This window comes from Paenibacillus sp. W2I17 (assembly GCF_030815985.1).
In the GTDB taxonomy this organism is placed as follows: Bacteria; Bacillota; Bacilli; order Paenibacillales; family Paenibacillaceae; genus Paenibacillus.
Window position 1 is genome coordinate 2,045,068 of record NZ_JAUSXM010000001.1, and the last position, 15,199, is coordinate 2,060,266.

Annotated in this window: 14 protein-coding genes and 1 pseudogene; all 15 read right to left on the reverse strand. The window is 45.9% G+C overall.

What is annotated here, in order from left to right; translation table 11 throughout:
• Positions 1-179: 179 nt before the first annotated feature.
• Positions 180-593, reverse strand: coding sequence for a YlbF/YmcA family competence regulator (locus tag QF041_RS08885; protein ID WP_197997748.1), 414 nt, complete (start codon positions 591-593; stop codon positions 180-182).
• Between the two features lie 304 nt (positions 594-897).
• The gene (miaB, locus tag QF041_RS08890; RefSeq protein ID WP_307413632.1) at positions 898-2,454 is read right to left on the reverse strand and encodes a tRNA (N6-isopentenyl adenosine(37)-C2)-methylthiotransferase MiaB; all 1,557 of its coding nucleotides are present in this window, start codon (positions 2,452-2,454) and stop codon (positions 898-900) included.
• 309 nt (positions 2,455-2,763) lie between these two features.
• Positions 2,764-3,336: a phosphate propanoyltransferase gene (gene pduL, locus QF041_RS08895; RefSeq protein ID WP_053783855.1), complete on the reverse strand. Its 573-nt coding sequence runs from the start codon at positions 3,334-3,336 to the stop codon at positions 2,764-2,766.
• 194 nt (positions 3,337-3,530) lie between these two features.
• A complete protein-coding gene (locus QF041_RS08900) occupies positions 3,531-4,526 on the reverse strand; it encodes a dipeptidase (protein WP_373461320.1) in 996 nt (331 codons plus the stop codon).
• An 85-nt stretch (positions 4,527-4,611) separates the two neighbouring features.
• Positions 4,612-4,872 carry a stage V sporulation protein S gene (locus QF041_RS08905; RefSeq protein WP_007430104.1) on the reverse strand — a complete coding sequence of 87 codons (261 nt, stop codon included), beginning with the start codon at positions 4,870-4,872 and terminating at the stop codon, positions 4,612-4,614.
• A 117-nt stretch (positions 4,873-4,989) separates the two neighbouring features.
• A complete protein-coding gene (locus QF041_RS08910; protein ID WP_307413634.1) occupies positions 4,990-5,784 on the reverse strand; it encodes a TIGR00282 family metallophosphoesterase in 795 nt (264 codons plus the stop codon).
• Between the two features lie 153 nt (positions 5,785-5,937).
• Complete coding sequence (gene rny / locus QF041_RS08915; protein WP_036609258.1) at positions 5,938-7,479, reverse strand: ribonuclease Y; 1,542 nt, start codon at positions 7,477-7,479, stop codon at positions 5,938-5,940.
• 310 nt (positions 7,480-7,789) lie between these two features.
• Complete coding sequence (locus QF041_RS08920) at positions 7,790-8,527, reverse strand: regulatory protein RecX (RefSeq protein WP_076208863.1); 738 nt, start codon at positions 8,525-8,527, stop codon at positions 7,790-7,792.
• 282 nt (positions 8,528-8,809) lie between these two features.
• The gene (gene recA / locus QF041_RS08925; protein ID WP_307413638.1) at positions 8,810-9,874 is read right to left on the reverse strand and encodes a recombinase RecA; all 1,065 of its coding nucleotides are present in this window, start codon (positions 9,872-9,874) and stop codon (positions 8,810-8,812) included.
• 244 nt (positions 9,875-10,118) lie between these two features.
• Entirely contained in the window at positions 10,119-11,375 is a 1,257-nt protein-coding gene (locus QF041_RS08930; protein WP_307413639.1) for a competence/damage-inducible protein A, read from the reverse strand.
• A 107-nt stretch (positions 11,376-11,482) separates the two neighbouring features.
• A pseudogene (gene pgsA / locus QF041_RS08935) lies at positions 11,483-12,071 on the reverse strand (CDP-diacylglycerol--glycerol-3-phosphate 3-phosphatidyltransferase).
• A gap of 320 nt (positions 12,072-12,391) precedes the next feature.
• Positions 12,392-12,883 carry a YajQ family cyclic di-GMP-binding protein gene (locus QF041_RS08940; RefSeq protein ID WP_036609266.1) on the reverse strand — a complete coding sequence of 164 codons (492 nt, stop codon included), beginning with the start codon at positions 12,881-12,883 and terminating at the stop codon, positions 12,392-12,394.
• A 155-nt stretch (positions 12,884-13,038) separates the two neighbouring features.
• Positions 13,039-13,203 carry a hypothetical protein gene (locus QF041_RS08945; protein ID WP_167350848.1) on the reverse strand — a complete coding sequence of 55 codons (165 nt, stop codon included), beginning with the start codon at positions 13,201-13,203 and terminating at the stop codon, positions 13,039-13,041.
• A 73-nt stretch (positions 13,204-13,276) separates the two neighbouring features.
• Positions 13,277-14,338, reverse strand: coding sequence for a helix-turn-helix domain-containing protein (locus QF041_RS08950; RefSeq protein ID WP_307413642.1), 1,062 nt, complete (start codon positions 14,336-14,338; stop codon positions 13,277-13,279).
• Positions 14,339-14,404: 66 nt separating this feature from the next.
• Complete coding sequence (locus QF041_RS08955) at positions 14,405-15,172, reverse strand: DUF3388 domain-containing protein (protein WP_047842510.1); 768 nt, start codon at positions 15,170-15,172, stop codon at positions 14,405-14,407.
• Positions 15,173-15,199: the final 27 nt, after the last annotated feature.

A 15,199-nucleotide genomic window follows, 5' to 3' on the forward strand; every position in this document is an offset into this window, starting at 1 on the left:
TCAAGCTCTCTTGATGTCATGTGCCTTTATCATTAAAAGTCAGTTGCGCCACACAAAATAACCCCACAGCGTGGAGCTTTGCTTGGAATTATATTCCGAGTACTTGGCGATAGCCACTCCACGTTAAAGGTTATGTAATGTCAAAAAAGGCGCGGACAGCGTCCGCACCCTTCCGTCATTTAACCGCAACTGGTCGGAGGTGAATCCGTTCCAGCCTCCACGTTTACTTTTTCAGAAACCGTATCCCGGATTACAGAGATCACTAGTTGAAGCAAGTAGTTGATGTCGCTCTGGCTCTGCTGGAATTCCGTAACCAATGGAATACTGTCCAGTTCGCTTTGCAGATCTTCAATTTCCTGTTCAATTTTGCTGACCATCTCCACATTTTTGAAGCTTTCAAAAGCAACGATTTCTTTTTGTTTTTTCTTGATCGTTGCAATCAACTGCTGGATGCGCTCATGGTCACGAATTTTGGTTTCAGCCTGTTGAAACTGTCTAACTTCCTCACTCGTTCCGAGCATATCAGCCAATTCTTTGGCTTTTCCCATAATGTCGTCGCGTATGACCAGATTGCGCGTATCGTAGGTTGGCATTCCATAATGGTTGTACTGCACTTCTTCCTGCGCCACTGAAATCGCTCCATTCTATGAGATGATATAAGATGAGAACCTGGGCTCAAATGAGTTCAAACGTCTGCTCCATGACCGCTGCGGGTACGGATCGTTCTTTTGATCGCTGTTGTCTCCGGGTTTTTCTGATTACAATTGTTCAAGGTTAAAATCCGGAGACAAAGGCGAACGCTTCGCTTCTACAGACCGATTCCGTCCCCTCCGCTACTTGCGCGAATGTCCGAACCTGATATTGAACCCCAAAATTCTCATCTTATTGGTGTGTGTATTACTGATTGGCAGCTACCGGCTCGGAGAGCAGGTTGCCCCGAATATAAAAAGTCATCGGATCGGTGATTTCCACTTGTACGAAAGTACCGATCAATTCTTTGGGTCCTTCAAAATGCACCAGCTTATTGCTGCGCGTACGTCCTGCCAGAACTTCGGAATTCCGCTTGCTCTCACCTTCAACGAGTACTTCAACGATTTTGCCGCGTTGCTCTTCATTGCTTCGGTGGCTGTATTCGTTGATCGTTTCGTTCAAGCGCTTCAAACGTTCCTTCTTCACTTCCATCGGTACGTTGTCTTCCATCACCGCAGCCGGTGTACCTTCACGTGGGGAATAAATAAAGGTATAGGCAAAATCATACCCTACTTCACGGACAAGGGAAAGTGTATCTTCAAACTGTTCTTCCGTTTCCCCCGGAAAACCAACAATAATATCCGTTGTCAACACAACATCCGGGATGGCCTTTTTAATTTTGTCAGCCAGTTTCAGATAGTGTTCCCGGTTATACTTGCGGCTCATACGCTTGAGTACTTCTGAACTACCAGATTGCACCGGAAGATGAATGTGCTCCACCAGGTTTCCGCCCTTGGCCAGCACTTCAATCAAGCGATCATCGAAGTCACGTGGGTGACTGGTTGTAAACCGTACTCGCGGAATATCAATTTGGCGAATGGCATCCATCAAGTCACCAAAGCTGTAGTTCAGGTCGGTGAAATCCTTGCCGTACGCATTCACATTTTGACCAAGCAGCGTGATCTCCTTAAAGCCTTGTCGTGCCAAATCCCTAACTTCGGCAATGACATCTTCCGGACGACGGCTGCGTTCTTTGCCCCGCGTAAACGGAACGATGCAATATGTACAGAACTTGTCGCAGCCATACATAATGTTCACCCAGCCGCGCATACCCTCACGTTTTTTCGGCAGGTTCTCAATAATGTCGCCTTCCTTGGACCACACCTCAACAACCATTTCTTTGCTGAACAGCGCTTCCTGGATTAGATGTGGCAGTCGATGCACATTATGTGTACCAAAGATCATATCCACAAAGCCATGTTTCTGCATGATTCGGTTGACGACGCCTTCTTCTTGGGACATACACCCGCATACGCCAAGTAACAATCCCGGACGTTCGAGTTTTAGCGTTTTCAGGTGACCAAGCTCACCAAATACTTTATCTTCCGCATTTTCCCGTATGGCACACGTATTGAGCAGAATAATATCAGCTTCTTTGCGATTCTCTGTAGCCTGATATCCCATAGACTCAAGCAGTCCTTTGATGGTTTCCGAGTCATGCTCGTTCATCTGACATCCATACGTATATACAATATAATGTTTGCCTTTCCCTATGTTTTTCAGTTCATCGGGAACGGCATTTTCGTAAAGCACCTGGACGTCTTCCTTACCCCGCTGTTTCTCCTGACGATGATTGGGTTCCGATTTGATGTTAATCTCACGGCCCCGGATTCTTATCTTTTTGCTGAATTCATCTTGCGAAATTACTTTGGCATCCGAGAAATCAAAATATTGGGAGTAATCCTTTTTTGAGTCTTTAGCCATTTCCTTCGGTCACTCCTTACAGCCTCTATTAATAAAAAATCGTTCATTCATCCCTGTTCCAGTGAATTTCTTGCTTGGAACATTAAAAGAGCATTACAGCAAATTATAGCATGAATTGGGCTGTAGTTCCACATCCAAAGCGCATGTTCCTTCGTCTAATCCGAAACATGCCATGCTCACAAGAACACTAAGAAAACACAAAAACCTGAGCCTTGCCATCAGGGCTGGAATTAACCGGCCCCTGTTGGCTGTGCTCAGGTTTATATGTTATTCAGACCCCCAATTGGCGGCTGAAGCTATTACATGTAATTAATCGATGATTTCAGCAGTGTCGCCATTACGAGCGCCAGCAGCGTTAGCTTCATCTGTATCAATATGCATGTCCAGTGCAAAAGAATCGGATACACGAGCCAGTACATTTTCCAGTACCAGACCACGATCTCCGCCAAGGCGAACTTTCAGCAATTGTTTGTCCTCGATACCCCATTTTGCAGCATCCGAAGTGTGGAAGTGGATGTGACGAGCAGCAACGATAACACCTTTATCAATCGTAACTTCGCCAGCAGGACCTTTAATCGTGATTCCCGGTGTACCTTCAATGCTTCCGGACTCACGCACAGGTGCTTTAACACCAATAGCAAATGAATCTGTCATAGAGATCTCCAGTTGCGTTTCAGGGCGAACAGGTCCAAGGATACGCACTTTATCAAACTGTCCTTTCGAACCAATTACCGCTACAGTTTCGTTAGCAGCGTATTGGCCAGGCTGGGACAGTGGTTTAAATTCAGTCAGTTCATAACCTTTGCCAAACAAAATTTCAACGTGCTCTTGGGATACATGAATGTGACGGGCAGATACGCCCACAGGTACTGTTTTACTCATTGTAAATTTCACTCCTTGTTTATCTATGGCCTGTACTCAGGCTCTTAACAATCCAATGGTATTATACCCCTTTTTGGAGTGAAATGAAAACGAACTGGTGAAAATTCATGAAATACACTTATTTCACCATCATTCCCCTCCTTTATTTGGAAAACAAGTTTCAATTCAACCCATTCAACGCACACACGGCTTCACTATTTCATGGAATTCCCCTTCATCTTTGGATTGCTCTCTGGCAAGTGTTCCCCCAGATAACTCATTGCATTCCCCCACAACCAGCCACGAACCAGATGTTCATCATAATGCTTGAGCAGGATTTCCGTCAGTCTCGGATAATGTCCTGAATGTTCAAGTCTCTGAATATACGTTGAAATTCCATCAAAATCGGACCCCATCATCAGGTGATGCTGCCCGCCGAGAGAACAGAATTGCTCAATATGAGGCAGCAGATCTTCTATACGTACCTCACCCTCCTGCTTGACAAACCAGGGTACAAACGTCAGTCCAATCCGCCCTTCCCGGGCAATGATGGCCTGAATCTGATCATCTTTCAGATTACGCACATGGGGACATACGCTATAACTGTTGGAATGGGAGGCAATAAAAGGACGTTTGCTCAAGTCAGCCAGTTCCCAAAACCCTTTCTCCGTCAGATGTGACACATCCAGTAGCATTCCGATTTCATTACACTGGCGCACCAGTTCTTTCCCCTTCTCCGTCAGACCTGCTCCACGCTTCTCCATTACTCCGTCAGCCGCCCAATTGGCATAATTCCACGTTAGTCCAATAATTCGAACGCCCATCTGATAACATAGCTCCAGATAGAACAGGTTGCCCTCCAGGCCATCTACACCCTCCATTGTGATTAATCCCCACGGACCCTCTGTTTGCCCCACCTGAGCCACCTGTTCACGCCATAACAACGTCTGTGTGCCGCCAGGCCGCTCCTGACTTCTCTCTACACGTCTACGATAAATCTCCAATTGTCCCATCACATGTTCAAACTTGCCTCTGCCAAGCACTTCGGGTAAATAGATGGCGAACGCCTGCAACCCTACATTTCCCTCTTTCAAACGTTGCAAGTTCACATCCAGTTGTGGAGCATCTTGGAATGAAAGAGCAGGCTGCATCAAAATTTTGCTCAGTGCATCACAGTGAAAATCAGCTATACGCCAATCAGACATGGACATCTTAAACCCTCCTCAATATGTTATTGCAAAAAAACGCAAAAAAACCTGTCTACATCGTAAACAGGTTCAATGCATACTGCATGTATTATCTGGGCTCCACAATCAGCTTAATGGCCGTTCGGTCCTCGCCGTCGATCACAATGTCTGTAAAAGCTGGAATACAAATCAGGTCAACTCCGCTTGGTGCTACAAATCCCCGGGCTATCGCTACCGCTTTAATGGCTTGGTTCAGTGCTCCCGCTCCAATTGCCTGCAGTTCAGCATTTCCACGTTCACGAAGAACCCCTGCAAGAGCGCCGGCTACAGAATTAGGATTGGACTTTGCTGAAACTTTTAATACATCCATGGTAAGTACCTCCCTGGGAATGTTGAAAGTTTGTTTCCACTTACTAGATGTTATTCGCGGGAGGCAAAAAAATTCCTTCTTTTTAGACGGGTTTCCCTGCAAATTGGGACAATACCCCTATTCCATGCGCCACTCGTCCTCCATCAGACGAATTTTTTCGATGCGTGTTGCCGCACCTGTGGCTTCATCAATTTCAACAAAAACACCATGGAAGTGCCATTTGCCATCATCCACAACGAAACGTACAGGCAGCTGAGTGTAGAACTTACGCAGCACGGCCTCACGCTCCATACCCAATATACCGTCACGGGGCCCTACCATGCCTGCATCCGTCAAGTAAGCCGTTCCTCCAGGCAAAATCCGATCATCATTACTCTGTACATGTGTATGTGTACCTACAACGAGAGACGCACGTCCATCCAGATGCCATCCCATGGCAATCTTTTCTGACGTCGCTTCAGCATGCATATCGACCAAAATACATTTATGGTCTTGGTGCAGCTCATCTACAATTTCATCAGCTACACGGAATGGACAATCCAGAGCAGGCAGGAACGTTCTTCCTTGAAGATTGACAATCGCTAGCTCTTTCCCTTCGCCTTTGACAACCGTGTACCCTCGTCCTGGTGTGCCTGGTGGAAAGTTCGCTGGACGAATCATGCGGGGCTCATCATCTATAAAATCAAAAATATCCTTATTGTCCCAAGTATGATTACCAAGTGTAATACCATGTACACCCCAGTTGAAAAACTCATTTGCGATTGCACCGGTAATGCCGCGACCTGCTGCCGCATTTTCACCATTCACAATCACCACATGTGGCTTATACTTCGATTTCAGGTACGGTAAATTTTCCTTTAATGCCTTACGTCCCACGTTACCTACAATGTCACCAATAAACAAAACCTTCATTGATTACTGCCTCCTCAATTCCTGCAAAGTCCTCTTACTTCAAATGTTGAACCTTTGCAGGACTCTATCTATGCTCTATGATGTGTAGTTGCCTTTTAACAGGCTATCAACAGGAAAAGTGGCCCACTACTGCGGCCACTTTTCCGTAATGCTCTATTTTGCGTATTCAACCGCACGGGTTTCCCGGATGACGGTGACTTTGATGTGACCCGGATAGTCGAGTTCATTCTCAATCATCTTCGTGATGTCACGGGCTAAGCGGAAGGCTTCAGCATCATCGATCTTCTCAGGCTGTACCATAACGCGAACTTCGCGTCCGGCCTGAATGGCGTACGATTTCTCGACACCTTCGAAGGACTCTGAGATTTCTTCCAGCTTCTCCAGTCGTTTGATATACGTTTCCAGCGTTTCGCGGCGTGCGCCTGGTCTTGCTGCGGAGAGCGCATCTGCTGCGCCAACCAACATGGCAATGACCGAAGTCGCTTCGCAATCTCCGTGATGGGACGCGATACTGTTGATTACAACCGGATGTTCTTTGTATTTCTTCGCCAGTTCCACGCCAATTTCGACGTGTGATCCTTCCACTTCGTGATCCAGCGCTTTACCGATGTCATGCAATAGACCTGCACGTCTTGCCAGAGTTACGTCTTCTCCGAGTTCGCCAGCCATCAGTCCAGCCAGATAAGCGACTTCCATGGAATGTTTCAAGACGTTCTGACCGTAACTTGTACGGAACTTCAACCGGCCCAAAATTTTGATCAGATCCGGATGCAGACCATGCACGCCCACTTCAAAGGTAGCTTGCTCACCGTATTCACGGATGCGCTCATCCACTTCTTTGCGGGATTTCTCAACCATCTCTTCAATCCGTGCCGGGTGAATACGTCCATCAGCCACCAGTTTCTCCAGGGCAGTACGGGCGATTTCACGGCGAATCGGGTCAAAGCCCGACAGAATAACAGCTTCTGGCGTATCATCGATAATGAGGTCAATCCCTGTAAGGGTTTCAAGCGCACGGATGTTACGTCCTTCACGACCGATAATCCGGCCTTTCATTTCTTCATTTGGCAGGGTAACAACAGATACCGTTGTTTCCGCTACGTGGTCAGCCGCACAGCGTTGGATGGCGAGTGTAATAATCTCGCGGGACTTTTTGTCCGCTTCTTCCTTCGCTTGTTGTTCAATGTCCTTGATCATTTGAGCCGTCTCATGACGAACTTCCTGTTCTACGTTGGACAGTATGATACTGCGTGCGTCTTCCATGGTGAGGTTGGATATACGTTCCAACTCTGTCACCTGGTTTTTGTAAATCATTTCGATCTGCTGCTGAGTCTCATCAATTCGTTTCTCTTTGTTAGCCACTTGCTCTTCTTTACGTTCGAGTGATTCCAATTTTTTATCCAGCGACTCTTCTTTTTGCAACAATCGTCTTTCTTGTCGTTGAATTTCATTCCGACGTTCACGAGTGTCTTTTTCAGCTTCAGCACGAATGCGATGGATTTCATCCTTCGCTTCCAGCACCGTTTCTTTCTTCAGTGCCTCTGCCTCTTTCTTCGCGTTCTCCACGATTTGTACGGCAGCTTGTTCCGCACTAGAGATTTTAGCCTCTGCAAGAGATTTGCGAATAAAATACCCTACTCCGAACCCAATGATTAGCGCGGCCACAACGAGAGCGATCGTGATTGCAGGATTCATACTGTTCACCTCCTCGTTGGTTCCTCCAAGGCATTCCTTGGGTCAATTTGCAGTTTTCAAACCTTACATATGTTTGGGAATAACGAATACTCACGGCGATCCCCCGCCGATTTTCATTTCACATGTACATGTTTCCACGTACTATTCACTGTTTCCAGCAAACCCATAATTAAGAATGGTATAAATCTTAAGAAACCGAAACCGCTTTTTTGGAAGGAAAAAGGGTTGTCCATTTCTTACAGACTCATGTCCATTTTAGTATTTGACGAAAGAAATTGTCAAGAGAATGCAGTATAGAGACTCTAGTCTGCTAATCCCATAACAACGCTTCGTCATCTTCAGGGTCCCCAGCCTCATCTTCTTCAATTAAACAATTCACGACCCGGCGCACCATATCCATTGAAAAACCACGTCTCATTAGGAAGGGAAGCGTTTTATTTTTCTTCTCTTTGACGTCCCCTTTGACCTGATTCCATTTTTTGCGTCCTGCACTCAAGGCAGTCTCAAATTCCGCATCTGTACTGATCCCTTCTAGTGCCTCAACAATGAGATCATTGGCAATGCCCTTTTGACGCAGCTCTTGCCTTATCCACAGTTTTCCCTTCCGCTTGCCCTCCATACGCTGTCTTGTCCATTCCTTCGCAAATAGATCGTCATCCACCAGGTTCTCCCGCTCAAGCCGATCCAGCGCCTCTTCAATCAAAGGTGCAGCAAACTCCTTCTGACGAAGTTTCTGACTTAATTCATGGCGCGTACGTGGCTTATGCTCCAAAAATCGCAGAGACTGTGCATAGGTCCGCTGTCGCTCGTCAGCTACAATGATTTCCTCCAGATCCTTCTTCATAAACGTATTACCTTGAGTCATCCTGTATTTAATCATCACATCTTCAAGAACCGTAATGGAGTGGATGCCAAAAGTGATTCGATAACGAGCTTGCCTGCTCTTCGTTCGTTCTACACGTGTAATAATAAGTTCTTCGTTGTCCGGAAATTGGGATAGGCCGTCCTGTTCTGCTTCTTCATATAAATCCTCGTCATGTTGATCCATTCTGGTCTCCCCTTTCATAACATTTTCGTTCTGACTACGCCAAGCACATCTTCACATAAGACAGAGAACACTAATAATACAAAAGACCGGGAACTCTGCCCGGCCTTTACTCCACAGTTAGCGTGCTAACAGCCCCTGTCCATTGGGACAGGGGCTGTTAGACAGCACGAGTACTCCCACTACAATCCATTATCCAGATTGATCCAAGCTCAATCAGATAAGTTTACGGAGTCCAGTGGGGAACACCCTCAGGGTCCTCCCTACAAGGGAGGTTTTGAGAGGTTACTCGTTGATTTCAAACAATTCTTGTTCTTCTTCTGCTTCTTTTTGTTGCTCTTCACTAGTTGGCGCAGGAACTGCAGTAACCAAGTTACTGGCTACACGAATTTTTTGTTCAATGATGTCAGCAATATCTTTATGCTCTTTCATGAACTGCTTTGCGTTCTCACGGCCTTGTCCTAAACGCTCGCCTTCGTAGGAGTACCATGCACCACTTTTATTAACGATGTCCAGCTCTGTACCAATGTCAATGATACTGCCTTCTCTCGAAATACCCTCGCCATACATGATATCCACTTCCGCTTGTTTAAACGGAGGTGCCACTTTGTTTTTCACAACTTTAATACGAGTACGGTTACCAATCATGTCATTGCCTGATTTGATACTCTCAATACGACGCACATCAAGACGTACTGTGGAATAAAACTTCAGAGCACGACCACCAGGTGTTGTTTCCGGGTTACCAAACATAACGCCGACTTTCTCACGAAGCTGGTTAATGAAGATTGCGATTGTTTTGGATTTGCTGATTGCACCAGACAGTTTACGCAGCGCCTGAGACATCAAACGCGCTTGCAAACCAACGTGTGAATCACCCATTTCGCCTTCAATCTCTGCTTTTGGAACCAATGCGGCTACAGAGTCAATAACGACGATATCTACTGCACCACTGCGTACAAGAGCTTCTGCAATTTCCAGCCCTTGCTCACCCGTATCTGGCTGAGACAGAAGCAATTCATCAATATTAACACCAAGTTTGCTTGCGTATTGTGGGTCAAGAGCATGCTCGGCATCAATAAATGCAGCTTGTCCACCCGCTCTTTGTACTTCAGCGATAGCATGCAATGCTACGGTTGTTTTACCAGAGGATTCGGGTCCATATATTTCAACAATACGGCCTTTAGGCAAGCCGCCTGTTCCTAATGCAATATCCAAAGCCAAGGAACCACTGGGAATAATTTCCACATTCATATGAGTGGACTCACCCAGTTTCATGATGGATCCTTTACCAAATTGCTTCTCTATTTGACGGAGCGCCATATCAAGCGCGGCACGACGGTCTGACAATAAGCTCACACCCTTTACTGTTTATAAGATAATGATACCTTGTTTTAACACGTTTGCCAAGCTTTTTTTCGAACATACATTCGTTTTTTTTTGTAAAGGCCGAGGCGCCTCTTCCTCAAGGAAACTTTCCATTAAACAGAAAAAAGAACCGTAAACAAGGCTGTAAAGCCTAATTCTACGGTTCTTCCGTCTTCCTTAATTATACTTGCTTGGAACTGTAAATGCAATCGAAGCTATTAACTAATCAATCCATCGCCACAAGTTTTTGCCATAAGCGATATAGAATTGCTTTGGCTGAACGAATGCGAACCGTCTCGCGATTACCATTAATACGCAGCTCATGAATTTCCGTCTCTTTTCCACGTTCAGCAAGAGCGATGAAGACAAGTCCGGGTGGCTTGCGTTCCGAATATCCCGGTCCAGCTACACCGGTAACAGCCAAGCCAAAATCAGCATCGCCAATCATGCGGATCTGCTCAGCAAGCACTTTTGCAACCTCAGGACTTACCGCCCCAGGTGCATCTTCACCTTCCAGATAATCATGAGGCACATTCAGCAGCTTTTCCTTAATTTCATTGGAGTAACAAACAATTCCACCTTTGAGCATTGACGCACTTCCGGGTACAGAGGTCAGACTTTGCATGACAAGCCCTCCTGTACAGCTCTCAGCAGCGCTGAGCGTCAGCCCCATGTCAGACATCATGGTTACAATCGTGTACTCTATAGGCACATCCTCGTTCGCGTAGAGATGTTCTGTCAAACGTTCCCGAATCTGAACCTCCATCGCATCCAGCTTCAGCTTCGCCTCTCCCTCACTCGCAGCCTTTGTGGAGACACGTACCGTAACTTCGCCTTCGCTCGCGTAAGGAGCAATCGTAGGGTCTGTCTGCACGTCAATCAGATCCAGAAGTCGATCTTCCAGAGCAGATTCACCAATACCTGCGAATTTGAGCATTCGGGAATAGATCGGCATCTCTTCTGTGAGTACATGCTGGAACAGCCAAGGTTTGACTTCCTGTTCAAACATTGGAATCAGCTCTTTAGGTGGTCCAGGCATCACAACATAATATTTGTCATTGTCAGAAATCGCATTTCCTGCCGCAAGGCCCGTTTCATTGGCCAGAGGTGTTCCGCCATCAATAACGATCGCCTGACGTCTGTTATTCTCTGTCATATCCACATTACGATCTCTGAAAAAGCTCTCAATTTTGTCCATTGCCATTCGATCTGTATGCAGTTTCCGGTTAAGAACAGCTGCGAGCGCATCCTTGGTCAGATCATCTTGGGTAGGTCCGATGCCACCGGAAAATAAAATAACGTCTGCACGGCCCTGCGCAATGCGAATAGCTTCACTAAGTCGATTCAGGTTATCCCCAACCACCGTTTGGAAATATACATCGATCCCCATCGCAGCCAATTCACGGGATAGGTATCTGGCATTGGTATTGACGATTTGTCCAAGCAGTAGCTCTGTGCCAACTGCAATGATTTCTGCCTTCATTGAGCATCCTCCTGTACACGTGGTGAGTGATCAAAGGGCAATAGGATAATTTCCTATTGCCCCTGACCCAATGCTTCCTTCATGATTACCCATTTAAGAACAAACCATTATGCTTTTGTTAAATGAAGCAGGTTTTTGTTTTTGATAAAGTAATCGATACCCGACCAGATGGTAATAAGCGCTGCTGCCCATACCGCGATAATATCGACGTGAATACCCGTGTATGAAAACGGGAAATTGTTCAACAGCAACAGCACAATCGCCACAATCTGCACTACAGTCTTCAGCTTGCCCCAAGCACTGGCGGCAACAACCGAACCATCCAGCAATGCAATTTGACGCAAGCCGGTAACTGCAAATTCACGACTAATAATAACAACTGCAATCCAGGAATCCAGCTTGCCCATCTCCACAAGCGAGACCAAAACTGCAGTAACCAGCAGCTTGTCTGCGAGTGGATCGAGCAGTTTCCCCAGATTGGTAACCATGTTATTTTTCCGCGCAAGGTATCCGTCAATTCCATCTGTGCTTGCGGCGATGATAAAAAATAACAGCAGCAATCAGTTGATTATACGGAAGCGAAAAGCTTCCAAGCTGCAACGGCTCTGGATAAAATGGAAAATCCACGAGCAGGAACACCATCAAAAAAGGGATTAAGCAAATTCGTGCAAGCGTAATCCGGTTGGGTAAATTCACAAGACGCCCTCCCTCATATCCTCCATTACTCCAAACAATCATCATAATCCCGTTATCATCATCCGGAACATGAAATGTACAGTTTCAATGTCAATCCATATTAACATGATCCCACTATGTAGAAACGCAAAAAATAAAGTCAACCGCTCAAAAGCAAAACCGCTTTAAACGTTCCGGTGACTTCCAGAAGATGTACTGCTTTTCACAAAGTCAGCAAACGATGAGGACTGGACTTGATGCTTGACTGCCAGCAATGCACACTTAGTATAATATACGCCCAATACCGTGTCAAAAAACACTTTTGCTACAAAAAGGCCATATTACTTGAAATTTGTATATTGCAAATCCAGAGGCAGGTTAGCACCATTTAGCAGCTGCATGACAGCTTGCAAATCATTTTTACTCTTACCAGTTACCCGGAGTTGGTCTCCCTGAATCTGACTCTTCACCTTCATCTTGGAATCCCGAATCAGGATATTGATTTTCTTGGCGATGTCCTGATCAATCCCCTGTTTAAAATTCAAACGCTGGCGGACTGTACCAGAAGACGCTGGCTCTACCTTTGCGTAATCAATGTTTTTCAATGGTAGACCACGCTTCGCCATTTTGGATTGCAGCACTTCAATGACAGCCTTGAGTTTGGTCTCATCATCAGATACGATCGTTAACGCATCCTTATCCAGCTTCAGGCTGCTCTTGCTGCCCTTGAAGTCATAACGAGCGCCAATTTCTTTCTCGGTTTGTGTAACGGCATTTGTCAGTTCTTGCAAGTCCATTTTGGACACGATATCAAATGAATTTTCTGAGCTCAAACCAGTCACCCTTTCAGTTAATCGTATGTTCTGTAACATTATAGAGGATACCTTAAGCAAAAGTCTAATTTCAAGCTGTTTTACACAAAGAAAAAAGCATTTTTGGCTTCCACTTCAAGTGGCTGCCAAAAATGCTTGCTGGTCCAGCTTCCAAGCTAATAGCGGCTGCGGTTGGGCTGTCTAAACATATCGAGCACACCCAAAAGTACATGTGCAAGTCCAAAACCCAATATTCCGTAACCCCAAGCACTTGGAGTCAGGTAATAACCCAGGAGGCTGACAATGATCCCTAAACCTGTTACGATCCAGCTGACTGTCACAGCCATCCACCTCACTTCACCAAAAGTTAACTGCAAGTTAAGACACGATTATTGTCTCCTGCAGTTGACCCGGTTATTCGCTACCCGTGGTACCTCCTGTACCATCCGTTGATCCATTTTCAACACCTGTGGAAGAAGAAGTACTACTACTGTCTTCACCAAGCTTCAAACGGATCCGATTGGTCGCCTTGCCATCCGTTACAACTTGCCCGCCAACCTCAATCGTGGTCGCTGCAGCGTAACCGGACTTAATATACATTCCCGCACTATCCAGCTCAAAGGTATAGCTGTCGCCATCGGCTGTATTGCCATACTCCAACTTCTCTCCACTGGAGTTCTCGCCCTTGTAAACTTCCAGCCAGCTATTGCCTGTTGCTTTAATCGTAACCGTTACAGGCTGCCCTGCACTACCGTTAACTTTAAAGTTCGTAATATTTCCTGATTTCCCATCTTCTGCAACAGTCACATTAGACGGTGAATTTTCAGTTGGTTCTTCCTCAGTTTCATCCGTCTGTCCGTCCGTTTGGCCATCAGTTTGGCCATCCGTTTGACCGTCCGTCTGTCCTTCCGTGTCTGTACCGCCACCGTTACCGCCAGCGTCGCCCTCACCAGTACCGTCAGTACCTGAATCTTTGGCAGGCGGATTAGATGCCTGTCCGTTGTCGGCAGGTTGATCCGGTTTATCCTCAGGCTGTTGTTGACTGTCTGTAATTTTGACTGAATCAAGCCCTGGATTATCTGATTCATCACCATTGTTATAAACCACGTATACATACAACAGAACTACGATCAAAACAGGGAATGTCCACATCAGCGCGACAGACATCCACCGATTACTACGCTCAACCGGACGGCTGGAACGCTTCTGAATAACCGGTTCCATCGTTGCTTCCGTCTCTTCTGCGGGTACGTCTTTTTTGTGTCCCTCCAGCAGCTCATCAGGGTTCAGTCCCACCGTCTCCGCATAGGTTTTGATGAAAGCACGCACATAGAAGCTACCCGGCAGCACTTTATAGTCTCCTGCTTCTATGGCCTCCAGATACCTCTTGCGAATTTTTGTCATTTCCTGTACATCGTCAAGACTCATCCCTTTTTGCAGCCGGGCCTCCCTTAACTGCTGACCCAGTTCAGACATGCCATCTCCTCCTTATGTTTATCTCTTGAGTTGTTGCTAATCTATTTCATGATTCCGTACGGTTCCTTACAATTCGTCGGTGTAGCTAGCCGTAAACGTATCATAAATAATTTCTTCATTCGGATTGTTGCGAAGTTCAATAATAATATCAAAATCATTAAAATCATATTCGGATTCCTGCACAAAAATATCCGGATGTTCAATAACTTTGGTGCTAGGCATGGACATAATATCCTGCAACAAATTGTAATGCCGCTCACTGGAACGAATCGTGCTTACAATTCCGTCAATGATGAAGACATTGTTCGGGTTCAATTCGTCTTCGGACATTTGACTCCTTATCGTCTGACGAAGAAGTGTGGAGGAAACAAACGTCCATCGCTTCATTGCACATACGCTGCCCGCAATAATGGACTCCGTTTTGCCAACACGAGGCATTCCGCGCAAACCGATGACCTGATTGCCTTCCCTCTTAAATACTTCACCCAAAAAGTCCACAAGTAACCCAAGTTCATCTCGTGTAAAACGAAATGTCTTGCGATCATCCGAGTCACGGTCAATGTATCTACCATGACGCACGGCCAGAATATCCACCAATTTAGGTTGCCGCAAAGCCGATACGGTGATGCTGTTTACTTTGCCAAGCATTTCACCGAGCAAACGGATTTTTTCATCATCATCCGATTCAAGCAGCATGCCTCGAGTTTTGCCTTCAACACCGTTAATGGTCAATATATTCACTTCAAGCATCCCCAGCATAGAGGCAATATCGCCTAACAAACCGGGTCTGTTCTTATGTATTTTATATTCCATATACCATTGTTTAGATTCCATTTCAACACCCCGTAATGCATTATTCCA

What these genes read in the sequence shown, in the direction of transcription:
- QF041_RS08885 (WP_197997748.1), bottom strand. Translation starts at nt 593, where the DNA reads ATGCCAACCTACGATACGCGCAATCTGGTCATACGCGACGACATTATG.
- miaB (WP_307413632.1), bottom strand. Translation starts at nt 2,454, where the DNA reads ATGGCTAAAGACTCAAAAAAGGATTACTCCCAATATTTTGATTTCTCG.
- pduL (WP_053783855.1), bottom strand. Translation starts at nt 3,336, where the DNA reads ATGAGTAAAACAGTACCTGTGGGCGTATCTGCCCGTCACATTCATGTA.
- QF041_RS08900 (WP_373461320.1), bottom strand. Translation starts at nt 4,526, where the DNA reads ATGTCCATGTCTGATTGGCGTATAGCTGATTTTCACTGTGATGCACTG.
- QF041_RS08905 (WP_007430104.1), bottom strand. Translation starts at nt 4,872, where the DNA reads ATGGATGTATTAAAAGTTTCAGCAAAGTCCAATCCTAATTCTGTAGCC.
- QF041_RS08910 (WP_307413634.1), bottom strand. Translation starts at nt 5,784, where the DNA reads ATGAAGGTTTTGTTTATTGGTGACATTGTAGGTAACGTGGGACGTAAG.
- rny (WP_036609258.1), bottom strand. Translation starts at nt 7,479, where the DNA reads ATGAATCCTGCAATCACGATCGCTCTCGTTGTGGCCGCGCTAATCATT.
- QF041_RS08920 (WP_076208863.1), bottom strand. Translation starts at nt 8,527, where the DNA reads ATGGATCAACATGACGAGGATTTATATGAAGAAGCAGAACAGGACGGC.
- QF041_RS08930 (WP_307413639.1), bottom strand. Translation starts at nt 11,375, where the DNA reads ATGAAGGCAGAAATCATTGCAGTTGGCACAGAGCTACTGCTTGGACAA.
- QF041_RS08950 (WP_307413642.1), bottom strand. Translation starts at nt 14,338, where the DNA reads ATGTCTGAACTGGGTCAGCAGTTAAGGGAGGCCCGGCTGCAAAAAGGG.
- QF041_RS08955 (WP_047842510.1), bottom strand. Translation starts at nt 15,172, where the DNA reads ATGGAATCTAAACAATGGTATATGGAATATAAAATACATAAGAACAGA.